At 64.9% G+C, this 24,668-nt stretch carries 20 protein-coding genes; 15 read left to right on the plus strand and 5 right to left on the minus strand.

Going from position 1 to position 24,668, the window contains the following annotated elements; translation table 11 throughout:
* The first annotated feature begins 3 nt into the window (after positions 1 to 3).
* Together E0501_RS12640 and E0501_RS12645 are read left to right on the plus strand one after the other, a co-directional pair.
* Positions 4 to 3,393, plus strand: a complete 3,390-nt coding sequence (locus tag E0501_RS12640; protein WP_137701696.1) for an efflux RND transporter permease subunit — start codon at positions 4 to 6, stop codon at positions 3,391 to 3,393.
* A gap of 116 nt (positions 3,394 to 3,509) precedes the next feature.
* Complete coding sequence (locus tag E0501_RS12645) at positions 3,510 to 4,487, plus strand: hypothetical protein (protein ID WP_137701697.1); 978 nt, start codon at positions 3,510 to 3,512, stop codon at positions 4,485 to 4,487.
* A gap of 6 nt (positions 4,488 to 4,493) precedes the next feature.
* On the opposite strand, the gene E0501_RS12650 is transcribed toward E0501_RS12645, so the two are convergent.
* Entirely contained in the window at positions 4,494 to 4,688 is a 195-nt protein-coding gene (locus tag E0501_RS12650) for a SlyX family protein (RefSeq protein WP_137701846.1), read from the minus strand.
* Between the two features lie 118 nt (positions 4,689 to 4,806).
* Between E0501_RS12650 and hisS the strand changes: the two genes are divergently transcribed.
* The 4 genes from hisS (at position 4,807) to E0501_RS12670 (ending at position 9,192) form a co-directional block, all read left to right on the plus strand.
* Positions 4,807 to 6,282 carry a histidine--tRNA ligase gene (gene hisS, locus E0501_RS12655; protein ID WP_137701698.1) on the plus strand — a complete coding sequence of 492 codons (1,476 nt, stop codon included), beginning with the start codon at positions 4,807 to 4,809 and terminating at the stop codon, positions 6,280 to 6,282.
* Positions 6,282 to 7,370: an ATP phosphoribosyltransferase regulatory subunit gene (locus tag E0501_RS12660; protein WP_137701699.1), complete on the plus strand. Its 1,089-nt coding sequence runs from the start codon at positions 6,282 to 6,284 to the stop codon at positions 7,368 to 7,370. Before hisS ends, E0501_RS12660 begins: the two co-directional genes overlap by 1 nt.
* Positions 7,367 to 8,062 carry an ATP phosphoribosyltransferase gene (hisG, locus tag E0501_RS12665; RefSeq protein ID WP_137701700.1) on the plus strand — a complete coding sequence of 232 codons (696 nt, stop codon included), beginning with the start codon at positions 7,367 to 7,369 and terminating at the stop codon, positions 8,060 to 8,062. Before E0501_RS12660 ends, hisG begins: the two co-directional genes overlap by 4 nt.
* 95 nt (positions 8,063 to 8,157) lie before the next feature.
* Positions 8,158 to 9,192: a porin gene (locus E0501_RS12670; RefSeq protein WP_137701701.1), complete on the plus strand. Its 1,035-nt coding sequence runs from the start codon at positions 8,158 to 8,160 to the stop codon at positions 9,190 to 9,192.
* A 167-nt stretch (positions 9,193 to 9,359) separates the two neighbouring features.
* Here the strand turns inward: E0501_RS12670 and E0501_RS12675 are convergent, their stop codons facing one another.
* Complete coding sequence (locus tag E0501_RS12675; protein WP_137701702.1) at positions 9,360 to 9,791, minus strand: type II 3-dehydroquinate dehydratase; 432 nt, start codon at positions 9,789 to 9,791, stop codon at positions 9,360 to 9,362.
* A gap of 11 nt (positions 9,792 to 9,802) precedes the next feature.
* Positions 9,803 to 10,234: a DUF1489 family protein gene (locus E0501_RS12680; RefSeq protein WP_137701703.1), complete on the minus strand. Its 432-nt coding sequence runs from the start codon at positions 10,232 to 10,234 to the stop codon at positions 9,803 to 9,805.
* A 195-nt stretch (positions 10,235 to 10,429) separates the two neighbouring features.
* Here E0501_RS12680 and E0501_RS12685 point away from each other — a divergent pair, with 195 nt between their 5' ends.
* The 7 genes from E0501_RS12685 (at position 10,430) to E0501_RS12715 (ending at position 19,113) form a co-directional block, all read left to right on the plus strand.
* Complete coding sequence (locus E0501_RS12685) at positions 10,430 to 11,869, plus strand: N-acyl-D-amino-acid deacylase family protein (RefSeq protein WP_137701704.1); 1,440 nt, start codon at positions 10,430 to 10,432, stop codon at positions 11,867 to 11,869.
* Between the two features lie 86 nt (positions 11,870 to 11,955).
* The gene (locus E0501_RS12690) at positions 11,956 to 14,217 is read left to right on the plus strand and encodes an adenosylcobalamin-dependent ribonucleoside-diphosphate reductase (RefSeq protein WP_137701705.1); all 2,262 of its coding nucleotides are present in this window, start codon (positions 11,956 to 11,958) and stop codon (positions 14,215 to 14,217) included.
* A gap of 187 nt (positions 14,218 to 14,404) precedes the next feature.
* Positions 14,405 to 15,469: a Hint domain-containing protein gene (locus E0501_RS12695; RefSeq protein WP_137701706.1), complete on the plus strand. Its 1,065-nt coding sequence runs from the start codon at positions 14,405 to 14,407 to the stop codon at positions 15,467 to 15,469.
* A gap of 155 nt (positions 15,470 to 15,624) precedes the next feature.
* Positions 15,625 to 16,245: a 30S ribosomal protein S4 gene (gene rpsD, locus E0501_RS12700; RefSeq protein WP_137701707.1), complete on the plus strand. Its 621-nt coding sequence runs from the start codon at positions 15,625 to 15,627 to the stop codon at positions 16,243 to 16,245.
* A gap of 104 nt (positions 16,246 to 16,349) precedes the next feature.
* Positions 16,350 to 17,432 (plus strand): histidinol-phosphate transaminase, encoded by a 1,083-nt coding sequence (hisC, locus tag E0501_RS12705; protein WP_137701708.1) that lies wholly within the window; start codon positions 16,350 to 16,352, stop codon positions 17,430 to 17,432.
* Positions 17,432 to 18,349 (plus strand): prephenate/arogenate dehydrogenase family protein, encoded by a 918-nt coding sequence (locus E0501_RS12710; RefSeq protein WP_137701709.1) that lies wholly within the window; start codon positions 17,432 to 17,434, stop codon positions 18,347 to 18,349. Before hisC ends, E0501_RS12710 begins: the two co-directional genes overlap by 1 nt.
* Positions 18,346 to 19,113, plus strand: a complete 768-nt coding sequence (locus E0501_RS12715; protein WP_137701710.1) for an extensin-like domain-containing protein — start codon at positions 18,346 to 18,348, stop codon at positions 19,111 to 19,113. Before E0501_RS12710 ends, E0501_RS12715 begins: the two co-directional genes overlap by 4 nt.
* 435 nt (positions 19,114 to 19,548) lie before the next feature.
* Here the strand turns inward: E0501_RS12715 and putA are convergent, their stop codons facing one another.
* Positions 19,549 to 22,983: a bifunctional proline dehydrogenase/L-glutamate gamma-semialdehyde dehydrogenase PutA gene (putA, locus tag E0501_RS12720; protein ID WP_137701711.1), complete on the minus strand. Its 3,435-nt coding sequence runs from the start codon at positions 22,981 to 22,983 to the stop codon at positions 19,549 to 19,551.
* Positions 22,984 to 23,072: 89 nt separating this feature from the next.
* On the opposite strand from putA, the gene E0501_RS12725 reads away from it, so the two are divergent.
* Positions 23,073 to 23,564 (plus strand): Lrp/AsnC family transcriptional regulator, encoded by a 492-nt coding sequence (locus E0501_RS12725; RefSeq protein ID WP_235857836.1) that lies wholly within the window; start codon positions 23,073 to 23,075, stop codon positions 23,562 to 23,564.
* A 30-nt stretch (positions 23,565 to 23,594) separates the two neighbouring features.
* Complete coding sequence (locus E0501_RS12730; protein WP_137701712.1) at positions 23,595 to 24,146, plus strand: tetratricopeptide repeat protein; 552 nt, start codon at positions 23,595 to 23,597, stop codon at positions 24,144 to 24,146.
* 27 nt (positions 24,147 to 24,173) lie between these two features.
* On the opposite strand, the gene E0501_RS12735 is transcribed toward E0501_RS12730, so the two are convergent.
* Positions 24,174 to 24,644: a hypothetical protein gene (locus E0501_RS12735; protein ID WP_137701713.1), complete on the minus strand. Its 471-nt coding sequence runs from the start codon at positions 24,642 to 24,644 to the stop codon at positions 24,174 to 24,176.
* Positions 24,645 to 24,668: the final 24 nt, after the last annotated feature.

Genomic DNA, 24,668 nt, shown 5'->3' on the forward strand with positions numbered 1-24,668 from the left:
GCCATGGCGTTGCGCAATCCCGGTGGCCTGCTGAGTTATTTCGCCCGCCATGCCACGGCGGCGAACCTGCTTCTGGTCGTGCTGATCGTGGCGGGCCTTGCTGCGCTGCCGCGGATGCGCGCGCAGTTCTTTCCTGACGTGATTATCGACAATGTGAGCGTGCGCGTCGTGTGGGAGGGCGCGGGGGCCGAGGATGTCGATGCGGCCATCGTTCAGGTGTTGGAGCCGGCGCTGCTGGCCGTCGAGGGGGTGGAAAGCTCGGAGGCGACATCGCGCGAAGGCAGTGCGCGGATCACGCTGGATTTCGAGCCGGGGTATGACATGGGGCGTGCCGCCGACGATGTGCAGGCCGCTGTGGACCAGGTGACGACACTGCCGGATGAAGCCGAAGAACCCAAAGTGACCCGCGGCGTCTGGCGTGACCGGGTGACGGATGTGGTGATCACCGGCCCCGTGGCGAGCGAGCAATTGGGCCGCTTTGCCGATGAGTTCGTCACGCGCCTCTTTGCCGAGGGCGTGACCCGCACGACGATCCGGGGTGTTGCCGCGCCGCGCACGGTGATCGAGGTGCCGAGCGTCAACCTGATTGCCCACGACATCACTTTCGCGCAGATCGCCCAGGCGATCGCCGAGGAGGTGGATGCAGACCCGGCCGGCGACGTGGAGGGCGCCAATGCCCGGGTGCGCACGGGTGTGGAAAAGCGCAGCGTCGAACAGCTGGCGCAGGTGGTGCTGCGGGTCAACCCGGACGGATCGAAACTGACCGTGGGGGATGTGGCGCGGCTGCGGGTCGAGGGGATCAACCGCAACCGGGGCTATTTCGTTGGCGAGAACCCGGCTACCTCGATCCGGGTGGACCGGTCGGCGCAGGGCGACGCGATCGAGATCCAGCGCCAGGTCGAGGACGTGGCCGAGAAGATGGAGGCGACGCTGCCCGAGGGGGTGACGATCGACCTGATCCGCACCCGCTCGGAGGCAATCATCGGGCGGCTGAACATCCTGATCGACAACGGCGCGATGGGCCTGGGGCTGGTGGTGGCACTGCTTTTCCTGTTCCTGAACGCGCGCACGGCGTTCTGGGTGGCCGCGGGCATCCCGGTGTCGATGCTGACGGCGATCGCATTGATGTATGTGTTCGGCCTGACCCTGAACATGATTTCGCTGTTTGCACTGATCATCACGCTGGGCATCGTCGTGGATGATGCCATCGTGGTGGGCGAACATGCCGATGCGCGGGTGAAGAAATACGGTGAGAAGCCGTTGCAGGCGGCCGAAACGGCGGCGCGGCGGATGGCGATGCCAGTGTTTTCCGCCACGCTGACCACGATCATCGCGTTTTTCGGGCTGACCGCGATTTCGGGGCGGTTCGGCGATCTGATCGCGGACATCCCGTTTACCGTGATCGTCGTTCTGGCGGCGAGCCTGATCGAATGCTTCCTGATCCTGCCCAACCACATGGCCCATTCGCTGCACCGTTCGGCCAAGGAGGATCATTGGTACGACTGGCCGTCGCGGGTGGTGAACCGGGGCTTTGTCTGGGTGCGGGAGACGCTGTTCCGGCCGTTCATCGCGGGCGTTGTCTGGTTGCGCTACCCGGTTCTGGCGGGCGCGGTTCTGCTGTTGGCGAGCCAGGCGGCGCTCTTTATCCGGGGCGATGTGCAGTGGCGGTTCTTCAATGCGCCTGAGCGCGGCAGCGTGACCGGCAACTGGGCGATGGCGCCCGGCGCCACGCGCGAGGACACGATCGAGATGATGCGCGCGATGCAAAAGGCGGTTGAGGAGCTGGGCGCGGAATACGAGGAACGCCACGGGCGCAACCCAATCGACTATGTAATCGCCGAGGTGGGCGGCAATTCGGGCCGGGCGCTGCCGGGATCGGATGTGAAGGATGCCGACCTTCTGGGCGGGATCGCGATCGAGCTGATCGACGCGGACCTGCGGCCCTATTCCAGCTTCGCCTTCGTGGGCGAGCTTCAGGACAAGGTGGTGCGCCACCCGATGGTGGAAACGCTGAGCTTTCGTGGCTGGCGCGCAGGCCCCGGGGGCGAGGCGCTGGACGTGCAGTTCTATGGCGCCGAGGCCGAGACGCTGAAGGCCGCGGCGCAGGCGCTGAAGGCGGCGGTTTCGCGCTACCCGGAGGTGAGCGCGGTCGAGGACAACCTGTCCTATGACAAGGACGAGCTGATCCTGGAGCTGACGCCGCAGGGCCAGGCGCTGGGCTTTACCATCGACGGTTTGGGGCGGGTCCTGCGGGCGCGTCTGAACGGGCTTGAGGCAGCGACCTATCCCGAGGGGCCGCGCAGCGCAGAAATCCGCATCGAGCTGCCGCGCGACGAGTTGACGGCGGATTTCCTGGAGCGCAGCCAGATGCGCACGCAGGGGGCCGAATACGTGCCGCTGGTCGATATCGTCAGCGTGAAGACGCGGGCCGGGTTTTCGACGGTGCTGCGCGAAAACGGCATCCGCACCGTTTCGGTGACCGGTGACATTTCCGAGGATGATCCGGCCCGGGCCGAAGAGATCATGCGCGCGCTGGAAACCGAGATCCTGCCCGAGATCGCCAGCGTACATCAGGTGGAGTGGACCCTGTCGGGGCTGGCCGAGCAGGAAAGCGAGTTCCTGACCGACGCGCTGTTGGGCCTGATGCTGAGCCTTGTGGGCATTTTCCTGACGCTGGCCTGGGTGTTTTCCAGCTGGACGCGGCCGTTGGTGGTGATGGCGATCATCCCGTTCGGGCTGATCGGGACAATATACGGTCACCATTACTGGGAGGTGCCGCTGAGCATGTTCACGGTGGTGGGTTTGCTGGGCATGACCGGAATCATCATCAACGATTCAATCGTGCTGATCACAACCATCGATGAATATGCCGAAGAGCGTGGCCTGATCCCGTCGATCATCGACGGGGCAGCCGACCGCCTGCGGCCGGTGATGTTGACCACGCTGACCACGGTGATCGGGCTGGCGCCGCTCCTGTTCGAGCGGTCGCAGCAGGCGCAGTTCCTGAAGCCCACGGTGATTACGCTGGTTTATGGCCTGGGCTTTGGCGTGTTTCTGGTGCTCCTGGTGGTGCCGGCGCTGCTGGCGGTGCAATCCGACATCCGCCGGCAGTTCACCGCGTTGCGCCGGGGCCTGCGCGGGCATGGTGCCGGGCCGGTGCACGTGGCGGTGCGGGTGGGCGCCCTGGTGCTGCTGGGCTGGCTGGGTGCAACGATGGGGCATGCGGCGCTGACCGGCACGATATGGCCGCCGCTTGCGGGATTTGTGCCGCAGTCGGCGGGTATGGCCGGTGCGCTGATGCTGTTCGTGGCCGGCGCGGCAGTTCTGGTCGTGCTGCTTTATTTGCTTGTCATGCTGGTGCGGTTGTTCCGGCTGCGGCCTGCGCGGGGATAGGCGCGTTTTGGCACAGCGCCGGCGCCGCCGCTGGACCTGTTGCCCTGGAATACGCTAAGACCGGTGAAACCTTTGGGGGGAGCGTTTTGCGCAGGATCATCCTAGTTGCTGGCCTGATGGCCGTTGCGGGCTGTTCGGACCCGCTGCGGCAGGTGCCGAAGCTGTCGGAGGTCGAGGTCGACGCGCCGGCCCCGGTGGTCGAGGCGGTGGCGGCCCCGGTGGAAACCGATGAGAATGCAGGCTTGTTCCAGCGGCTGCTGCGCAACCGCGAGGTCGGCGCTGCGACGTATGAGGCCGCTGCTGAAGCACCGGACACCACGGCCCAAGAGGCCGCCGCTGACGAGGCGGCCGAGGACGGTATCGCCGTGGCATCGGCGGAATCGGCCGCAGCACCGGAGCAACGCGGGTTCCTGGGGCGGCTGTTCAGCCGCGACAAGGCGGAAACCGTGACCGGAGATGCGCCCGAGCAGGTGGAACGGGTGGCCCTGGTCAAACCTGAGGGCAGCGGGGACGACGCGGGTGAGCAAGCCCGGCCCGAGCCGAAGGACTCCGGCGGATTTTCCGGACTGTTCGGCAGCCGCAAGGCGGCCCGCCTGACCGGTCCTGATGCGCGCGAGGCCGCACCGGGCGAGGTGCTGCCGTTTGGCGAGATCGCGCGGGCCTGCCATGTCAAACGTGGCGAGTTGGGCCGCGAGGTCGGGCATTTTCCCGAGAAGCGGCCGAAATACCGTGTGTATGACAGTAATCCGGCGGATGCGGGGCTCAATACGTTCTACATCACCGGCTTCGGCGATGGCTGTCCGCGACAACTGACGGCGGCGCTGGCGGTGTTCGGATCGCCGGGCATGTACGAGGCGCTGCGCTATGGCCTGCCCGAAAGCGCGCGCACGGGCAAGGCCACCGACAAGGCCTATGAAAAGGTGAAGTCGCAGGTTTGCGGCGTGCGCCGGAACAAGCCCTGCGGCGCCAAGATTGACCGGATGGAGCGCAATACCGTGTTCGTGAGCGTCTACAACCGTTTCGAAGGTGCCAATGGCTGGATCAACATCCTGATCCATGACGGCGAGATGCTGGCCATGGCGCCGGGCGGCTGAGCTGCGTCAGTAATGCGGCGGGCGTTCCTGCCCGGTGAAGATATGGCTGCCCTGGTCGGTCTCGCGTTCGGCCTCGCGCTGCATCAGCATCTCGACCCGGCGCTTGAGCACGGTGATATCCTCGGCCTGGCGGGCGACGACCCCGGAGAGATCATCGACGACGCGTTCGAGATGGGCGATTTTTTCTTCGAGCTTTTCCATGGCCTGCGCGGTAGCCCGGCAGGGCGTATCGGTCAAGGGCCGGCGCGACATGCCGCCTTGCCCCGCATGGCCCCATCCGGTAGAGGCTTGCGCGCAACCGATGTGGCAAGGAACACCCATGGCCAAGCAGAAAAAAGCCCCGCGTCCCAAGGCGGTGACCCCTAAAGGGTTTCGCGATTATTTCGGACATGAAGTGACCGAGCGCGCCGAGATGCTGCGCCGGATCGCCGGGGTGTATCATGCCTATGGGTTCGATGCGCTGGAAAGCTCGGCCGTGGAGACGCTGGACGCGCTGGGCAAGTACCTGCCCGATGTCGACCGCCCGCATGCCGGGGTGTTCGCCTGGGAAGAGGAAGATGATGGCTGGGTCGCGCTGCGCTATGACCTGACGGCGCCGCTGGCCCGCGTCTATGCCCAGCATCGCAACGACCTGCCGACGCCCTATCGCCGTTATGCGATGGGCCCCGTGTGGCGCAACGAAAAGCCCGGACCGGGCCGCTATCGCCAGTTTTATCAATGCGATGCCGACACCGTTGGCGCGGCCAGCGTGGCGGCGGACGCCGAGATTTGCGCGATGCTGTCGGATGCGCTGGAGACCGTGGGCATACCGCGCGGGGACTACATCGTGCGGGTCAATAACCGCAAGGTTCTGAATGGCGTGCTGGAAGTCATGGGCGTGACCGACGAAGACCAGGCGGCCGACGTGATGCGCACCATCGACAAGTTCGACAAGGTGGGCGAGGAAGGCGTGCGCGAGCTTCTGGGCAAGGGGCGGCTCGATGCCTCGGGCGCCTATATCGACGGGGTGGGCCTTGCGCCCGAGCAGGCGGACCCGGTGGTGGCGTTCCTGACCTCGAAAGGGACGGACAACGAAGAAACGCTGGCCAACCTGCGCGGTGCCGTGGGCGAAAGCGCGATCGGCGCCGAAGGCGTGGACGAGCTGGCCCAGATTGCGGCGCTCTTGGAGGCGCAGAGCTATGGGCCGGACCGCATCGTGATCGATCCGAGCGTGGTGCGCGGGCTGGGATATTACACCGGGCCGGTGTTCGAGGCCGAGCTGACCTTTGAAATCCTCGACGAGAAGGGCCGCACCCGCCAGTTCGGCAGTGTTGCCGGCGGCGGGCGCTATGACGACCTGGTCAAGCGCTTCACCGGCCAACCGGTACCGGCGACGGGCGTGTCGATCGGGGTGGATCGCCTCTTGGCCGCGCTGCGCGAGAAGGGGCGGATCGAGGCGCGCGAGCAGGGGCCCGTGGTTGTGACGGTGATGGACCGCGACCGCATGGCGGACTACCAGGCGATGGTGGGCGAGCTGCGCCGCGCGGGTATCCGTGCCGAGGTGTACCTGGGCAATCCGAAGAATTTCGGCAACCAGTTGAAATACGCGGACAAGCGGCAGAGCCCGGTGGCGGTGATCGAGGGCGCGGAGGAAAAGGCCAACGGCGTCGTGCAGATCAAGGACCTGGTTCTGGGCGCGAAGATCGCCGAGAACGCCACGCTGGAAGAATGGAAGGAGCGCCCGAGCCAGTTCGAGGTGCCGCGCGATCAACTGGTCGCCAAGGTGCGCGAAATCCTGGACGGGCAGGGCGACTGATGCCCATCCGTGTGGCAAACCGGGCCGAGGCCGCGCGCCTGCGCGCGATTTTCGAGGCGGCGGGGGCGGTGCCTGTCGAGGCGCCCCTGCTGCTACCGGCCGAGACGTTGCTGGATTTGTATGGCGAGGATATCCGAGCACGCGCCTACGTGACTTCGGACGCGCTGCGGGGCGAGCAGATGCTGCGGCCCGATTTCACCGTGCCGGTGGTGCAGATGCACATGGAGCATGGGGCCGAGCCCGCGCGCTATACCTATGCCGGTGAAGTGTTCCGGCGCCAAGAGGACGATGCCGAGCGCGCCAATGAATACCTGCAGGTGGGTTATGAGCTTTTCGAGCGCAACAACCCCGCGCATGCGGATGCAGAGGTGTTCGCACTGATCCAGTCGGTGTTGGAGGGTCTGCCGCTGCGCGCCGCGACCGGCGATATCGGGCTGCTGACCGCGGCGGTGGCGGGCTTGAACACGACCGAACGGCGCAAGGCGGCGCTGATGCGGCATATCTGGCGGCCACGCCGGTTCAGGGCGCTGATCGACAGGTTCTCGGGCCGCGCGCCGGTGCCGCCCACGCGTGCGGCGCTTCTGGCCGAGCTGGAGCCGCTGGTGGGCGCCGAGCCCATGATCGGGTTGCGCACGCTCGAAGAGATCGGCGCGCGGATCAGCGCGCTGCATGAGGATGCGGCGGCCGAGCCGATCAGCGCTGGCGAGGTGGCGTTGATGGACGCGATCCTGGCGGTGCGCGAGACCATGCCCTTTGCGCTGGAGCATCTGCGCGATATCGCCGTCGACATGGGCGCGATCGCCGGGGCGGTCGAGCGGCTGGAGGCGCGGGCCGAGGCGCTGGCGGCGCGCGGCGTGGACGTGGCCAACCTGGAATTCGAGGCCTCCTACGGCCGGACGCAGATGGAATATTACGACGGTTTCGTGTTCGGCTTCTACGCCGAGGGTCGGCCCGACCTGCCGGCTGTGGCCAGTGGCGGGCGCTATGATGCGCTGACGCGGCAACTGGGGCAGGGGCGCGAGATTCCGGCCGTGGGCGGTGTTGTCCGCCCGGGCCTGATGCTGGAGCTGCGGGAGGGCCGGGCATGAGCGTGAAGCTTGGCGTGCCCTCGAAAGGGCGGCTGATGGAAAAGACCTTCGACTGGTTCGGCGAGCGGGGCATTACCCTGTCGCGCGCAGGGTCGGACCGGGAATATGCCGGTGCGGTCGAGGGAATCGAGGGCGTCGAACTGGTGCTGTTGTCGGCAGGGGAGATCCCGCGCGAACTGGCCGCCGGGCGCATCCACCTGGGCGTGACGGGCACCGACCTGATCCGCGAGAAGCTGGGCGGGTGGGACCGGCAGGTCGAGGAACTGGCGCCGCTGGGCTTCGGTCATGCCGACCTGGTGATCGCGGTGCCGTCCTGCTGGGTTGACGTGGACACGCTGGATGACCTCGATGCGGCGGCCGCGGCCTTTCGGGCCGCGCACGGGTTCCGGCTGCGGATTGCCACCAAGTATCACCGGCTGGTGCGCGAGTTCCTGCGCGAACATGGCGTGGCGGATTACCAGCTGGTCGACAGCCAAGGGGCGACCGAAGGCACGGTCAAGAACGAAACCGCCGAGGCGATTGCGGATATCACCTCCACCGGCGATACGCTCAGGGCCAACCACCTGAAGATCCTGGCCGATGGCCTGGTTCTGAAAAGCCAGGCGACGCTTTACCGGTCGCGGGTGGCGGTTATGGATGACGATGAACGCGCAGCACTTGTGGCGCTTCTTGATGCCCTGGGCACACGGTGAACTTCAGACGGTTTCGCTGACACGATCATCGTGTGAATTGTCAGATCTCACCGGTCATCGAAACAGAAATCTTCGGATTCATTCAGGAAACGCACGTGTTTTTTGTGCAACTCTTCCAATTCGTTAATAAACGCGTTTCGCCGGATTGGCACGTTAATGATACGTTAACCCTATTGTTTGAAACACTTCTTGGAGTGAGAAAGATGCAACGCAACCTTATTTGTACTGTTTCGGGTTTCCTGCTGTTTGCGCCTGTTGGCCTTGATGCGGCAGAGATGGGTGGTTCCGTGACTTTGGGGTTTTCGAAGTCGGATATTTCGGTGGTGCCGAACGATCTGAAAACAACCACCTTGGATATGAATGGTTATTATGACGTGGGCAACGGTCTGAGTTTCGGCATGAACGCCGCGCTTGCCCGGATCGACATCACCGGTGGCGCGCCGGATCTTGATGCCAATTATTTCGGTCTGGACGGCAAGTACCGTTTTTCCAACGGTTTCGCCGTTGGCGCCTATGTCGAGCGCGGCCACGTCAAGGACAGCGCAGGCCTTCTGTTAGGCAGCGTAACGCTGACGTCTTATGGCCTGACACTGGGCTACGAGACCGACGATCTTTCGGCCGAGGTCTACTACGGTGTAAGCGACACGAAGCCGTCGCTTCCCGCAGGCATCGACATCAAGGATTTTGGCGCCCGGGTTCAGTATGATTTCGCACCGAACGCCTTTGGCGTCGGCGCAATCGGAAGAACACGTATCGAAGGTGCCGGGAACAGTGTCGACATTGATCTCGTCTCGCTGGGTGGCGGGTATTCTTTCAATGACTCGCTGATGGCCTATGGCGGCGCACAGCGGGCCTCGATCGGCCTCGTGAATGTCGATGTCACGACTTTCGGGCTTGGACTGGCCTATAAGACGGCGGCGATTTCGGGCATCCCTACGGTCCTTTCGCTGGAGCTGGCGCGATCGACGCTGGATACGCCTGGACCGTCGGTTGACATCGATACTGTCAGATTTGGCGTGACCATACCGCTTGGGAAATCGAAATCGCACGCGCCTCTGAACAGCGTCGTGAACGGGATCCAGAACGGCGGCCACAGTGTGGTGACTTCGGGCGTTCTCGGGGCTTTCTGATCCGGGTCAGAACCCGGTGTGTTTCGGGCCCGTGCCGCGCGGGCCCGAAACCATTTCGGCATGTGTGATTCCGGTGGCCAGGCCTACAGGCCCCTTGGCAGGTCGGGTTTTGCCTGCGTTGCAGGTTGCCGGCGGTGCGCGCCTGTGCGGAGAAGCGGCACGTTTCGTTATCTGATCAGGCCGTAGATCGCTTGTACCGCCACGGGATAGCCCGCTGCGCCCAGACCCGCAATCACAGCCGTCGCCGCCGGTGAAATCAGGCTGTGCCGGTGGGCCGGATCGCGGGCGTGGATGTTTGACAGGTGCAATTCGATGATCGGTCCCTCGAAGGTCCGGAGTGCGTCGAAGATCGCGATCGAGCGAAAGCTCCAGCCTGCCGGGTTGATGATGATCCCGCCGGCGCTTTCTCGGGCGGCGTGGATCATATCGATCATCTCGCTCTCGGTGTTTGTCTGGGCAAAAACGAGATCACCCCGCGCGGCGTCGCGGCACATGCTTTCGATCTCGGCCAGAGTGGTGTGGCCGTAGATATGCGGCTCGCGCTGACCGAGCAGGTCGAGGTTGGGGCCATTCAGGATGTGTATCGCGGGTACGCCCATCATGTGCCCCTTCAGATTACGCCGATTTCAGCCAGTTTCGCCGAAAGGTCCGGTGGCAGGTCATCGTCGCTTTCACGACCAAAGCTGATGTCGGGGGGCGCATCGGCCGGATCGAGGTAGCGCCAGCCCTGAAAGGGGCGTTTCAAGGCTGGAGCGGTGCGGATCAACTCGGGGTCGAGCACGATGCCACAGCGGCGGATGCCATCCTGGCGGATTACCTCGTCAAGCCGCAGGATGCGCTGGCGGGCCTGCACGACGCCCTTGATGACCCAGTAGATCGAGCCGCCGTTCAGGACATGGCTCTCGCGGCGCGGCCACATGCGGGTCACGTGGCGCGGCAGGCCGTCATCGCCCTGCGCACGGCGCGTGGCCTGCCACGCGGCCAGGTCGTCGACCGACTCGGTGCCGACAGAGAGTTTTATCAGATGTACTGTGTCGCCCATTCATGCCCCCACACTCCAGAATAAGAGATTCTTTGTGGTGTTCAATGCGATCCGCGCTGAAGCGTCTCGGGTTTGATCTGAGACAGGGAGAACCCGAAACGCCGCACAACATATGCGCGTTGCGTGCGTTTCAAAAAAACTCGTGTTTCAGATTTTTCTCGAAACGCTTTAGTCTGCCGGAAGGAGGGCCGAGGCATGGAAAACTGCGATATCCTGATCCGGGGCGGCACGGTGATCGATGGCACCGGGGCGCCAGGATACCGGGGCGATGTGGCGATCACGGGGGACCGGATCGTCTGTGTGGGCGATTGCGCGGGCTGGCAGGGTGCCGAGGTGATCGACGCGGCGGGCCGGATCGTGGCGCCGGGCTTCATCGATGTGCATACCCATGATGATGTGGCCGTATTGGAGACGCCCGAAATGCCCTTCAAGATCACGCAGGGCGTGACCTCGATCATCGCGGGTAATTGCGGCATTTCAGCCGCGCCGCTGGCCGCCGAGGGAGAATTGCCGCCGCCCTTCACGCTGATGTTCAGCGCGAAGAAAAGCCGCTTTGCCGATGTCGATGCCTATCGCGCGGAACTGGCCAGGGCGGCGCCCGCGGTGAATGTCGGGCTTCTGGTGGGGCACAGCACGTTGCGTGTGGGCGCGATGGGGCTGGACCTGGATCGCGGGGCGACGGCCGCCGAGATCGAGCAGATGGGCACGGCGCTGGAGCGCGCGCTGGCGCAGGGGGCGATCGGGCTGTCGACCGGGCTGGAATACCCGCCGTCGAAGGCTGCGGCGATTGATGAGATCGTGCCGCTGGCGCGCCGGATGACGGCCTTTCCGCACACGGTTTACACAAGCCACATGCGCGACGAGGGCGATGGCGTCCTGGAGTCAGTGCGCGAGACGCTGGAGACAGGGCGGCAATCGGGCGCGCGGGTGGTGATTTCGCACCATAAATGTGCGGGCGAGGCGAATTTCGGGCGTAGCGTTGAGACCTTGGCGCTGATCGCAAAGGCGCAGGAAAGCCAGGAGGTCGGGCTGGATGTCTATCCCTACACCGCCGCCTCGACCGCGTTGCTGCATTCCTTTGCCGAGAAATGCACCGATGTGAAAGTGATGTGGTCGCGCCCACACCCGGAGATGAGCGGGCGGATGCTGGATGATATCGCGGCGGGATGGGGCGTGACGCGCGAGGAGGCGATCGACCGGCTGCACCCGGCGGGCGCGATCTATTTCTGCATGGACGAGGGCGATCTGCGCCGGATCATCAGTTTTCCGACCAGCATGATCGGTTCGGACGGGATACCCGGCAGCGAGAAGCCGCATCCACGGCTTTGGGGCACGTTCCCGCGGGTGCTGGGCCATTATGCGCGCGAACAGGGCCTGTTGAGCATGGCGCAGGCGGTGCACAAGATGACCGGGCTTTCGTCGGCGCAGTTCGGATTGTCCGACCGCGGGCGACTGGCCGAGGAGATGAAGGCCGATGTGGTGGTTTTCGACCCCGATACGGTGATCGACCGGGCGAGTTACGACGACCCGGAGCAACCGGCGGCGGGGATTTCCCATGTGCTGGTAAACGGGGTGGTCACGCTGGAAAACGGGATGCAGACATCCCGAAGGGCCGGGGCGTTCCTGCATCACTGAGGGCCAAAGGGTGCGCACGAGATTGACCCGATGAGGCCACGCGCGTATCTTGGCGGGCCTTCATCCACGCGCAGGACATTGCTGACATGAGCCGTTTCGCCGCCCCCATCGCCGAGCAGATCTGGGACATGAAATACCGGCTGAAAAAGGCCGATGACACGCCCGCCGATCTGACGGTGGAGGATACATGGCGGCGAATCGCGCGGGCTCTGGCCGAGGTCGAAGAGGACGGCGCCGCGTGGGAAGAGCGGTTCTATCACGCGCTGGAGGATTTCAAGTTCCTGCCCGCGGGCCGGATCACCGCCGGGGCGGGCACCGCCCGCAGCGTGACGCTGTTCAACTGTTTCGTGATGGGCGCGATCCCCGACAGCATGGCGGGCATCTTCGACATGCTGAAAGAGGCCGCGCTGACCATGCAGCAGGGCGGTGGCATCGGCTATGACTTCAGCACCATCCGGCCCAAGGGCGCGGATGTGAAGGGCGTTGCGGCCGATGCCAGCGGTCCGCTGAGTTTCATGGATGTGTGGGACGCGATGTGCCGTACGATCATGAGCGCGGGCAGCCGCCGCGGCGCGATGATGGCGACGATGCGCTGCGATCACCCCGATATCGAGGATTTCATCACCGCCAAGTCCGATCCGGCGCGGCTGCGCATGTTCAACATGAGCGTGCTGGTCACGGACGATTTCATGGAGGCGGTGAAAGCGGGCGAGTCATGGGACCTGGTGTTCGACGGCAAGGTCTATCACACGGTCGAGGCGCGCGACCTGTGGAACCGGATCATGAAGGCCACGTATGATTACGCCGAGCCGGGCGTGATTTTCATCGACCGGATCAACCAGGCCAACAACCTGAGCTATTGCGAGACGATTTCGGCCACCAACCCCTGCGGGGAGCAACCGCTGCCGCCTTACGGGGCGTGCCTGCTGGGCTCGATCAACCTGGCGCGGCTGGTGACCGATCCGTTCGGCAAATGCGCCGGGATTGACGAGGACGCGCTGGCCGAGCTGGTCAAGATCGCCGTGCGGATGATGGACAACGTGGTGGACGTATCCCGCTTTCCGCTGGAGGCGCAGGCGCAGGAGGCGCAGGCGAAGCGGCGGATCGGGCTGGGCGTGACGGGGCTGGCCGATGCGCTGCTGATGGTCGGACTGCGCTATGGCAGTGACGAGGCCGCCGAACAGACGGAAAGCTGGCTGCACGCGATCGCGCGCGCGGCCTATCTGGCCTCGGTCGATCTGGCGCGCGAAAAAGGCGCGTTTCCGCTGTTCGATGCCGAGAAATACCTCGACAGCGGAACCATGCGGGCGATGGATGCGGATGTGCGCGATGCGATTGCCGAGCACGGGATCCGCAATGCACTGCTGACGTCGATCGCGCCGACGGGGACGATTTCGCTTTATGCCGGGAATGTCAGTTCGGGGATCGAGCCGGTTTTTGCGTATTCCTATACGCGCAAAGTTCTGCAGAAGGACGGATCGCGCAGCGAGGAAGAGGTTGAAGACTACGCCTATGCGCTGTGGCGCGAACGGTTCGGCGATGCGGAGTTGCCCGAGCATTTCGTGAATGCTCAGACGCTGGCCCCGGGCGAGCATGTGAAGATGCAGGCGGCGGCGCAGAAATGGGTGGACAGTTCGATTTCCAAGACGATCAACGTGCCTGAGGAGATCGGCTTCGAGGCGTTCAAGGATGTCTACATGCTGGCCTATGAAACCGGCTGCAAGGGTTGCACCACCTACCGCCCGAACGAGATCACCGGCAGCGTGCTGAGCGTGAGCGAGCAGAGCGAGGCCGCGCCTGAGGCCGACAAGGGCGCCGATGTGATCTACATGTCGGAGCCGCTGGACCGGCCCAAGGCGCTGGAAGGGACGACCTACAAGCTGAAATGGCCGGACAGCGAGCACGCGATTTATCTGACCGTGAATGATATTATTATCAACGGCCATCGCCGCCCGTTCGAGGTGTTCATCAATTCGAAGAATATGGAGCATTTTGCCTGGACCGTGGCGCTGACCCGTATGATCAGCGCGGTGTTCCGGCGTGGCGGGGATGTGTCCTTTGTCGTCGAGGAGCTGAAAGCGGTGTTCGATCCGCGCGGCGGGGCTTGGATGGAAGGCAAGTACATCCCCTCGATCCTGGCCGCGATCGGCGGGGTGCTGGAGCGGCACCTGATCGCCATCGGTTTCATCGAGGGCGAGGGGATGGGGCTCAAGTCCGACCCGCAAGCGCAGGTTGTGAACCTGGACGCGCCCAAGGGTCCGGCCTGCCCGAATTGCGGGCAATACGACATGCGGATGGTCGAGGGTTGCATGACCTGCATGAGCTGCGGCCATTCCAAGTGCGGCTGAGCCGGGCCGGTCACAGCGGATCCGGGATTTGCGCTGTTGTTCAACATATTGCAGCGTGGTCCTGACGCTTTTTCGCGTCAGATATTCTGCAACACTTTTTAGGCGAGCGGCCATTTAGAGGTTGGCCGGGCGAATCACCTCTGTTAGCGTGCCATCAATAAAAAAATAAAAGGCAGGCATACAGGCAATGGGAACGGGCTTTCGCGGCACGTTTGTCATCTCCTGGTCGCAGACGGAAGTAGACGGTTTCAGGACCGCGCCCGTTTACGCGTTGAGTGTCGGGGCATCGTGGTCCTGGCGCGGGGACGCCGTGCGGGTGGATGGGCCAAGTGAGTTGTTGCGGCTGGAACAGGCGGACGGTGAACAGAATATCCGCAAGCGGGCGGCGCGCATGGTGCACCGCCTTGTCGGTGCGGCGGTGAACGAAGCGCAGCGGCTGGATGAACTCGAGATCGAGCGACCGTTGCTGGATGATAGCTTCATCGTCACTGATGGATCCAACAGCTATACCGTGACGATGATCCCGGTGGGCGCAGGACAGCCGCCGCTTCTGATGTTCTTCAACGAAATGCCCCCGCGCGAGACCGAGCTTTGGGTGGTTCACCAGAGTTTCGATAGCGCGGCGCAGCCGGGCGGAGAGCCCGATGCCGGCGGGGTGATCTGTTTCACGCCCGGAACGCGGATCGTGACGCCCGATGGTCCGAAGCTGATCGAGGAGTTGCGCGAAGGCGACCGGGTGGAAACCAAGGACAACGGCGCGCAGGAGATCCTGTGGATCGGATCACGCCGGATGACAGGTGCGCGGCTGTTCGCGATGCCGCGGTTGCGGCCGATCCGGATCAGGGCCGGGGCGCTGGGTGTCGAGCGGCCCGATGAGGAACTGATCGTATCGCCCGAGCACCGGATGCTGGTGCAGGGGCGCGTGGCGCAGGCGCTGTTCAACACCGACGAGGTGCTGGTGCGTGCCAAGGACATGGTCAACGGGCGCAACATCGTGATCGACACCCAGCTGCGCGAGGTGACCTATGTGCACCTGCTTTTGCCAGCGCATCAGGTGGTGTGGGCCAATGGCGTTGAAACCGAGAGTTTCCACCCGTCGAACACCGCGATGTCGAGCCTGGCGGAGGAAGACCTCAAGCGGCTTTTGGCGCTGTTCCCGGATTTCGAGTTCGATCCGAACCGCTATGGCGAACATGCCCGGCGCAACCTGTCGGACTCGGAGGCCGCGATCCTGATGCACGACGCCGCCTGAGAACCGTGTCTTTAATGTTGACTCGGGTCCTCGCTCGGCTATAAGCGCGGCTTCATTGGTGTTGGTGGCCCCCGCAAGGGGATGCCTGTCGGCTGCCCGGAATGCTTCGGAACGCAAAGGACAACGCCCTTCGACACTTGAGAAGGAGAACAGCCGTGACCAAACGCACGTCTGCCAAGTACAAAATCGACCGCCGGATGGGCGAAAACATCTGGGGCCGTCCGAAATCCCCCGTCAACCGCCGCGAATACGGCCCCGGCCAGCACGGCCAGCGCCGCAAGGGCAAGCTCAGCGACTTCGGCCTGCAGCTGCGCGCCAAGCAGAAGCTGAAAGGCTATTACGGCGACCTGACGGAAAAACAATTCCGCCGCATCTACGCCGAAGCCGAGCGTGTGAAGGGCGACACCGGTGAAAACCTGATCGGTCTGCTGGAGCGCCGCCTGGACGCCGTCGTCTACCGCGCCAAGTTCGTGCCGACCGTGTTTGCCGCGCGTCAGTTCGTGAACCACGGCCACGTGAAGGTGAATGGCAAGAAGGTCAACATCCCCTCGTACCGCGTGCAGGAAGGCGACGTGATCGAAGTGCGCGACCGCTCGAAGCAACTGGCCGTGGTGCTGGAAGCCGTTGGCCTGCCCGAGCGTGACGTGCCGGATTACATCGAGGCCGACCATTCGAAGATGACCGCGAAATTCGTGCGCACCCCGAACCTGGGCGACGTGCCGTATCCGGTCATGATGGAACCCAACCTCGTCGTGGAATTCTACGCGAAGAACTGATCTTCGCCCTATCGAACAAGAGGCCGCGACGGGACACCGCCGCGGCCTTTTTCATTCTGGCGCCATGATTTGCCTGCGGGTAGAAGGGCCCGAAGGAGACCGAGATGACAAAGATCACGCCCCAGCCCGGCATCATGGAGATCGATCTCTATGTCGGCGGAAAATCCACGCTGGCCGGGCGCGACGATGTGCTGAAGCTGAGCTCGAACGAGAACCCGCTGGGGGCGCCCGATGCGGCCATTGCTGCGATCAGGGCCGCTGCGGCGGAGGTGCACCGCTATCCCTCGACCGATCACGCCGAGCTGCGGGCGGCCATCGGCGAGGTGCACGGGCTCGATCCGGCGCGGATCATCTGCGGGGTGGGATCGGACGAGGTGCTGCAATTCGTGACGCAGGCCTTTGCCGGGCCGGGTGACGAGATCATACATACCGAGCACGGGTTTTCCATGTACCCGATCCTGACCCACATGGCCGGCGCCACGCCGGTCTGCGTGCCCGAGCGTGCGCGTGTGGTGGATGTGGACGAAATCCTGAACGCGGTGAGCGAGCGCACGCGGCTGGTGCTGATCGCCAACCCGGGAAACCCGACCGGCACTATGCTGCCCGAGGGCGAGTTGGAGCGGTTGGCCGATGCGTTGCCCGCGCATGTGATCCTGGTGATCGATGGTGCCTATACCGAGTTCGCTGATGGATATGACGGCGGCGCGATCTTGGCGGAAACTCGGCCCAACGTATTGATGACGCGCACTTTTTCCAAGATCTATGGGCTGGGTGGCTTGCGCATCGGCTGGGGCTATGGACCAAAGGACATGGTCGAGGTTATGACCCGCATCCGCCAGCCCTTCAACCTTTCGGAGCTGCAACTGTCAGCCGGGCAGGCGGCTGTACGCGATCGGGCATGGGTGGAAAATTGTGCGGCGCTGAACGCTGAACAGCGCGCGCGCCTGACCTTGGCGCTGCGCCAGCTCGGGGTGGCTTGCGATGACAGCCACGGGAACTTCGTTCTGGCCCGGTTTGCCGACGAGGCCGAGGCACTGGCCGCCGACGCGGCCCTGCAGGCCGACGGGATCATCGTGCGGCGTGTCGCCGGATACGGCTTCCCCGAAGGGTTGAGGATCACCGTGGGGGATGCCGCGCAGACCGGTCGCGTGATCGATGTGCTGACGCGCTGGCGGGAGGATATGTGATGGCCATTTCGTATGATCGTATCGCGCTGATCGGGCTGGGCCTGATCGCGGGCTCGATGGCGCTGGCGTTGAAGCGAGCGGGGTACAAGGGCGAGATCACCGGCTATGCCCGCACGCCGGAGACCCGCGCGGTGGCGCGCGAGATCGGCCTGGTCGACCGGGTGTGCGACAGTGCAGCCGAGGCGGTGGAAGACGCCGATCTGGTGGTGCTTTGCGTGCCGGTGGGTGCCATGGGGGCCGTTGCCGCCGAGATCGCGCCGGCGCTGAAATCGGGCGCAACGGTCAGCGATGTTGGATCGGTCAAGGCGGCGGTGGTCGACGCGGTGGCGCCGCATCTGCCTGAAAACATTCATTTTGTGCCCACCCACCCGATGGCCGGGACCGAACATTCGGGCCCGCGCGCGGGGTTTGCCGAGCTTTTCGACAACCGCTGGTGCCTGATCGTGCCGGCGGCCGGCAGCGATGCCGATGCGGTGGCCGCAATCGAAGCGATGTGGCAGGCGATGGGCGCCAATACCGAGGTGATGGAGGTGGAACATCACGACCTGCTCTGCGCAATCGTGAGCCATATTCCCCACCTGATCGCCTACACGATGGTCGGCGTGGCCGACGATTTCAGCCGCGTGAGCGAGCAGGAGGTGATCAAGTTTTCGGCCGCGGGCTTTCGCGATTTCACCCGGATCGCGGCCTCGGATCCGACGATGTGGCGCGATGTGTTCCTCAACAACAAGGAAGCGACGCTGGAAATCCTCGGCCGCTTCACCGAGGAACTTTTCGCGCTCCAGCGCGCGATCCGCACGGGCGATGGCGAACAGCTCTTCGACTATTTCACGCATACACGCGCGATCCGTCGTGGTATTATCGAAGCGGGTCAGGATACGGACGCCCCGGACTTCGGTCGGGCCAAGGTGAAATGAAGTTCAATAGACTGGTATCATTGGTAATTTTCCTCGGCTTGTCAGCGGGTGCGGCTTTTGCCAACGCACCGGACCGGTCGCTGCGCCCGATATCCCGGGCGGTGATCCCGGATGTTCCGCCGACACCTGCGCAGAAAACCGCCGAACCGGAACGACGCGGATTCCTGGGGCTTCTGCGTCCGAAACAGCGCAGCGAACGGGCGCAGCTTTTCGCTTCGAAAAAGCAGCGCGAACTGCAGCGTGGCATGGTGTGCGGAGACATTGCGATCCAGGGGGAGCCGGTCGGCCGCGTGCCGGGGCGGATAAGCGGCTGTGGCGTGAAGGATGCAGTCCGGGTGCGCTCGGTCGCGGGTGTCGGGCTCAGCCAGCAGGCGGTGATGGATTGCACCACAGCCAAAGCATTGAAATCATGGGTGGAAAAAGGCATGAAGCCGGCCGTGGGTAACCGTGGCGGGGGTGTGGCCCGGATCAAAGTGGCCGCGCATTACGCCTGCCGGACCCGCAACAACCAGCGCGGCGCGAAAATTTCCGAGCACGGCAAGGGGCGGGCGATCGACATCGCCTCGCTTACCCTGAAAGATGGCAGCGAAATCAGCGTGTTGCAGCATTGGGGGCAGGGCTGGCGCGGGCGTGCGCTGCGCGCCATGCATGCGCGTGCCTGCGGGCCGTTCGGCACGGTTCTGGGGCCGGATGCCAACCGCTATCACCGTGATCATTTCCACTTCGACACGGCGCGCTATCGCTCGGGCAGTTACTGCCGCTAATGTCACCGTCCCGGCGGCTTAACGCAGCCGCGGCGCGGCGAAAGCCGGGGGGTGATCTTCGGCTGTCCTCCGGCTGACATGCGTGCACCGCCGCAGCGCGGCAAATCTTTACGGTTTCTTTAGTTAACCGCGCGTGCGGTAGGCCGCCCCCCGGCACACGGCCCGCCCACCCACCCCCGTGCGCCGGGGGGCTTGGCGCGCCATGCCAAAGGCTGTGCGGGGGGAGAGGTTGGGATTTGAGTATTTGGACCAAGAAAGAGCGAAGGATCGGATGGCCCATGTCTCTTTCTTGGCAAAAATACTCAATGGCCTGACCTGTCGGAAGGCGGCGCGGTGGAGGATCAGGCAGGCGGATGATGGCCTGGCGGGGCCGAGGCGCCAGCCGAGGCCCCGCCCCGCCGCGACGCGTGGAACACGCGGCGCAAAACCTCGGGCTCAGGCCGCGCCTCCGAGTAGGGCTGCGTTTCCGCCCGAGGCGGTGGTGTCGACGCAGACATGGCGTTCGGTCATCACGTGGCCGGTATCGGGCTGGCCGGTGATCAGCGGCAGGATCCGGCCCGCGCGCGCGGCGAGTGCGCGGGCGTAGGCGCGGGCGTCGTCCGGATCGCCCCAGAAGATCGCGCCCGAGAACCCGCGGAGGGTTTGGAGCGCCGATGGGTCAAGCCGGCCCGATGCCTGCACCGCCCTTCCGCCGAGGGCGGTGACCAACGCCGCCTGTTCGGCGGCGGCTACGGCGCCCGGCCCGAGGCAGAGGAGAGGGGCGCGCGGCAGGGTGGTGAGGCGGTTCGATTCCCCGGTTGGCCCGGGCAGGGTGAGCGTGTTGCCATTCGAGGCGGCCGGGGCGGCGTCGAGCGCGCGCTGGGCTTCGTCCGCGCCCATGGCGCTGTCCCATGCCGCGGCCGTGGCCTGTGCGAGGTTGGCGCGGAAGCGCGCGAGGTAGTGCGGTCCGCCAGCCTTGGGTCCGGTGCCAGAGAGGCCCTCTCCGCCGAAGGGCTGCGAGCCGACGATGGCGCCGATCTGGTTGCGGTTGACATAGATGTTGCCGGCGTGAACCGCCTCGGAAACATGCTGTACGCGGTCGTCGATCCGGGTTTGCAGGCCGAAGGTGAGGCCATAGCCCGTGGCGTTGATGTCGGCGATCACCTGGTCGAGCTCCTCTGATTTGAAGGTGGCCAGATGCAGCACGGGGCCGAAGATTTCGCGTTCGAGATCGGCTATTCCCGCCACCCGGATCAGGGTGGGGGCGATGAAGGTGCCCGCGTTGGGGGTGCGCAGTTCGTGCACCAGTTGCCCTGCGGCGCGCGCCTTGTCGATATGGGCGGCGATCGGGCCACGGGCCTCTTCGTCGATCACCGGGCCGCAATCGGTAGAAAGTGCCCAAGGGGTGCCCATGGCCAGCTGGTCCATGGCGCCGGTAAGCATCCGGATGAAGTGTTCGGCGATGTCTTCCTGCACGTAGAGGCAGCGGAGCGCCGAGCAGCGCTGGCCGGCCGACTGGAAAGCGGATTCGACGATGGCCTGAACTGCCTGTTCCGGCAGCGCGGTGGAATCGACGATCATTGCGTTGAGTCCGCCGGTCTCGGCAATCAGCGGCGCGCCGGGGGCGAGATTTTCGGCCATGGCGCGGCGGATGATCTGCGCGGTTTCGGTGGAGCCGGTGAAGGCCACTCCGTCGACTCGGGCATCGGAGGTGAGCGCGGCGCCGATCGTCCCCGCGCCCGGCAGGAGCTGCAGCACGTCGCGCGGCACGCCGGCCTGGTGCAGCAGGTCGGCCGCGCGGTGGGCGATGAGCGGGGTCTGTTCGGCCGGTTTCGCCAGCACGGCGTTACCGGCGGCGAGCGCCGCGGCGATCTGGCCGGTGAAGATCGCCAGTGGGAAGTTCCACGGGCTGATGCAGGTGAAGGTGCCGGCCGGATCGCCGGCGGGGGCGTTGGCCGCATAGTAGCGCAGGAAGTCCACCGCTTCGCGCAGTTCGGCCACGGCGTCGGGCAGCGTCTTGCCCGCCTCGCGGGCGAGAAGGGCGAAGATCTCGCCGAAGTTTTCCTCGTAGAGGTCGGCGGCACGGTTCAGGATCGCGGCGCGCTCAGTCAGAGAGGCCTGCCACGGCGAGGCGGCGGAGAGCGCGGTTTCCACGTCGGCCGCGCTGGCCCAGGCGACGGTGCCGGGATGGTCGGCCGGATCGGCCGGGTTGGCGACCGGTTGCGCGTCGTCTGGGGCCGCATAGCCAGCCAGCAGCGGGCCGGCCTGCCAGTGATGGGTGAGGAACGGCGCGCGGGCGGCTTCGATCCTGTCGAGCGTCGGGCTGTGGGTGAGATCGAAACCTGTCGAGTTCGGCCGTTCGGGGGCGAAGAGTTGTGGCCCGGTGGGGATCTGTGGGGCGGCGTCCGACAGTGCTTCGAATGGATCGCGGGCGACGTCTTCGGGCGGCACGTCCTCGTCGACGATCTGGTTGACGAAGGAGGAGTTGGCGCCGTTTTCCAGCAGGCGGCGGACGAGATAGGCCAGAAGATCGCGATGCGCGCCGACCGGGGCGTAGATGCGGCAATGGGTGCCTTCGGCCTTGAGCACGATGTCATGCAGCGCTTCGCCCATGCCATGCAGGCGCTGGAACTCGAAATCGTCCTGGACCACGCCCATCTGGCCCGCCATGTCGAGCACGGCGGCGACGGTATGCGCGTTGTGGGTGGCGAATTGCGGGTAGATCCGATCGGTCATCGACAGGAGCTTGCGCGCGTTTGCGAGATAGCTGACATCGGTCGCCGGCTTGCGGGTGAAGACCGGGAAGCCGGCCATGCCTTCGACCTGGGCGCGCTTGATCTCGGTATCCCAGTAGGCGCCCTTGACGAGGCGGACCATAATGCGGCGGTCGAGCCTTTCGGCCAGCGCGTGCAGGTGATCGAGCACGAGGCCTGCGCGCTGGCCATAGGCCTGCACCACCACGCCGAAGCCGTCCCAGCCCGCGAGCGCGGGTTCCGAGAGCACGGTTTCGATGACATGGAGCGACAGCGTCAGGCGGTCGGCCTCCTCGGCGTCGATGTTGAGGCCCATGCCAGCGGATTTCGCCAGGAGCGCGAGCGAGCGCAGGCGCGGGACAAGCTCGTCCATGACGCGGGCATGCTGGGCGATTTCGTAGCGGGGAAAGAGCGCCGAGAGCTTGACCGAGATGCCGGGGTTTTCGCGGATGTCGGGGCGGGTGCAGGCGGCGGCGATGGCGGTGATGGCGCGGGAATAGGCGAGGTGATAGCGGCGCGCATCGCCCTCGGTGCGGGCGGCTTCGCCCAGCATGTCATAGGAGTAGGTATAGCCGCGTTTCTCCATCTTCGCGGCGCGTTCCATCGCGGCGGCGATGGTTTCGCCCAGCACGAACTGGCGGCCCATTTCCTTCATCGCGCGGCCGACGGCGGTGCGGATCACCGGCTCGCCCAGGCGTTTGACGGCGCCGCGCAGCGTGCCGATGAGGCCCGGTTCGGGATCGTCCAGCACCTTGCCGGTAAGCATGAGCGCCCAGGTCGAGGCGTTGACTAGCGGCGAGGTGGACTGACCCATGTGGCGGGCCCAGTCCGACGGCGCGATCTTGTCCTCGATCAGGGCGTCGATCGTATCGGCGTCGGGCACGCGCAGGAGGGCCTCGGCCAGGCACATGAGCGCGATGCCTTCGTCGGTGGAAAGGCCGTATTCCGCGAGAAAGACCTCCATCAGTCCGGGATCGGAGGCGCCGCGGATGCCGCGCACCAGCTCGGCGGCGCGGTCGGCGATTCGCGCGCGGGCGGTGTCGTCCAGCGCGGCGAGCCGGGTGAGATGGGCCAGGGTTTCGGCCTCATCGGCGTAGGTTGAGGCGTCGATCCGGGCGATGTGGGGCGGCAGGGACATGGTAATCTCCGTCTGTTTGGTCTAAATTATCACGAAGTTGGGAGGCATTTGGCCTGAAAGTTGCGTGTATTGCGGAGATTTGACCTGAATTGAGTGAAGAAAACGATCCAAAAGGTTTTGAGGAGCTGGACCGGTTCGACCGGAATATTCTGTCGATTCTGGCGAGCGAGGGCCGGATCAGCATTGCCGATCTGGCGCGGCGGATCGGGCTTTCGAAATCGCCGACGCAGGCGCGGGTGAAGCGGCTGGAGGAGAGCGGGGTGATTACCGGCTACCGTGCGATGTTCGACCCCATTCGCATGGGGCTGGATCACGTCGCCTTTGTAGAGGTGCGGCTGAGCGATACGCGCGAGGCGGCGCTGAGGGCCTTCAATGCCGGGGTTGCGAAGATTCCGCAGATCGAGCAGGCGCATATGATGGCAGCGAGTTTCGATTACCTGCTGAAGGTGAGAACACGGGACATGCGCGATTTCCGGCAGATCCTGGCCGAGACGATCACCACGCTGCCGCATGTCGCGAGCACGTCGACCTTCGTGGCGATGGAGGCGGTAAAAGAGGCCGATGTCGCAGATGTTATTTGACGCATGACCGGCCTGGCGCATGCTGGGGGTATGCGGTTCTTGCTATTCAGTCTGCTTCTTGCGGGCGCCGCGCAGGCCGAGACCTGCCCCGCGCCCCCCGATCATTCGGTCGCCTTTGCCCGGCTGGTCGAACGTTTGCGCGACGCGCCGGACGAGCGCGCGGCGCGACTGATCACCAACGAGATGTGGGAATTGTGGGCCGATGCGCCCAACCAGCAGGCGCAGGCGATCCTGGACCGGGGCATGACCCGGCGGGCGGGGTATGATTTCGCCGGGGCGATCGCCGATTTCGACCGGCTGGTGGAATATTGTCCGGACTATGCCGAGGGCTACAACCAGCGCGCCTTTGTGAATTTCATGCGCCAGGACTATGAGCCGGCGCTGGAGGACCTGAACCGCGCGCTGGAATTGTCGCCCACCCATATCGGGGCGCTGGCGGGGCGGGCGATGACGCTGATGGGGCTGGGGCGGATGGACGAGGCGCAGAACGATCTGCGCGTGGCGCTGGAGTTGAACCCGTGGCTGCCAGAGCGGGGGTTGCTGCAACCGGCCGAGACCGCGCCGGACGGATCGGATTTGTAGAACGAAATTTCCACCCGTCGAGGGTGGTCAGTGCCGGCGTTTGTCGCGGGAGCGTTGCCGGGCACGTTTCCAGGACCCGTGCACCGCCGCGAAGAGGGTGAAGAGCCCGAGGAACAGCAGGGCCAGAACGAAGAAGCCAATGAACCAGTTCCGGGCCATTTCGAGCGCTGTCATGTCGGCGCGCAGGCGAAGCGCCCCCAGAAGGGCCGAGAAGACGACGATCGTCAGGACCTGGCCGCGCTGGTCGCTTGGGATGCGTTCGTAGAGCCGGCCGAGGTTCAGGTTGGACAGGCGATTGACTGTGACCAGAAAGCCGATCCAGAGGCCCAGAAGGATGTAGCGCATGTTCGCATCGAAATCGCCGGGCTGGTAGCCGGACAGGAACAGACCGGTGGAGACAATCATCACCGGGACAAGCGCAATGCCAAGCGCGAGCATCATGCCGCGCTGAAACGCGCGCTTCGATGCGGATTTGTCATACGTTCCGTTCTGGTCCATGGGTGTTTTCTAGCCCCGGAATTT

This window comes from Marimonas lutisalis (assembly GCF_005434965.1).
In the GTDB taxonomy this organism is placed as follows: Bacteria; Pseudomonadota; Alphaproteobacteria; order Rhodobacterales; family Rhodobacteraceae; genus Marimonas_A; species Marimonas_A lutisalis.

Coding starts and splice junctions, on each gene's coding strand:
- E0501_RS12660 (WP_137701699.1), top strand. CDS start 6,282: ATGCCCATCCGTGTGGCAAACCGGGCCGAGGCCGCGCGCCTGCGCGCG.
- E0501_RS12735 (WP_137701713.1), bottom strand. CDS start 24,644: ATGGACCAGAACGGAACGTATGACAAATCCGCATCGAAGCGCGCGTTT.
- E0501_RS12650 (WP_137701846.1), bottom strand. CDS start 4,688: ATGGAAAAGCTCGAAGAAAAAATCGCCCATCTCGAACGCGTCGTCGAT.
- hisC (WP_137701708.1), top strand. CDS start 16,350: ATGACAAAGATCACGCCCCAGCCCGGCATCATGGAGATCGATCTCTAT.
- E0501_RS12685 (WP_137701704.1), top strand. CDS start 10,430: ATGGAAAACTGCGATATCCTGATCCGGGGCGGCACGGTGATCGATGGC.
- hisG (WP_137701700.1), top strand. CDS start 7,367: ATGAGCGTGAAGCTTGGCGTGCCCTCGAAAGGGCGGCTGATGGAAAAG.
- E0501_RS12710 (WP_137701709.1), top strand. CDS start 17,432: ATGGCCATTTCGTATGATCGTATCGCGCTGATCGGGCTGGGCCTGATC.
- E0501_RS12675 (WP_137701702.1), bottom strand. CDS start 9,791: ATGGGCGTACCCGCGATACACATCCTGAATGGCCCCAACCTCGACCTG.
- putA (WP_137701711.1), bottom strand. CDS start 22,983: ATGTCCCTGCCGCCCCACATCGCCCGGATCGACGCCTCAACCTACGCC.
- E0501_RS12715 (WP_137701710.1), top strand. CDS start 18,346: ATGAAGTTCAATAGACTGGTATCATTGGTAATTTTCCTCGGCTTGTCA.
- E0501_RS12645 (WP_137701697.1), top strand. CDS start 3,510: ATGGCCGTTGCGGGCTGTTCGGACCCGCTGCGGCAGGTGCCGAAGCTG.
- E0501_RS12680 (WP_137701703.1), bottom strand. CDS start 10,234: ATGGGCGACACAGTACATCTGATAAAACTCTCTGTCGGCACCGAGTCG.
- E0501_RS12690 (WP_137701705.1), top strand. CDS start 11,956: ATGAGCCGTTTCGCCGCCCCCATCGCCGAGCAGATCTGGGACATGAAA.
- E0501_RS12640 (WP_137701696.1), top strand. CDS start 4: ATGGCGTTGCGCAATCCCGGTGGCCTGCTGAGTTATTTCGCCCGCCAT.
- E0501_RS12695 (WP_137701706.1), top strand. CDS start 14,405: ATGGGAACGGGCTTTCGCGGCACGTTTGTCATCTCCTGGTCGCAGACG.
- hisS (WP_137701698.1), top strand. CDS start 4,807: ATGGCCAAGCAGAAAAAAGCCCCGCGTCCCAAGGCGGTGACCCCTAAA.
- E0501_RS12730 (WP_137701712.1), top strand. CDS start 23,595: ATGCGGTTCTTGCTATTCAGTCTGCTTCTTGCGGGCGCCGCGCAGGCC.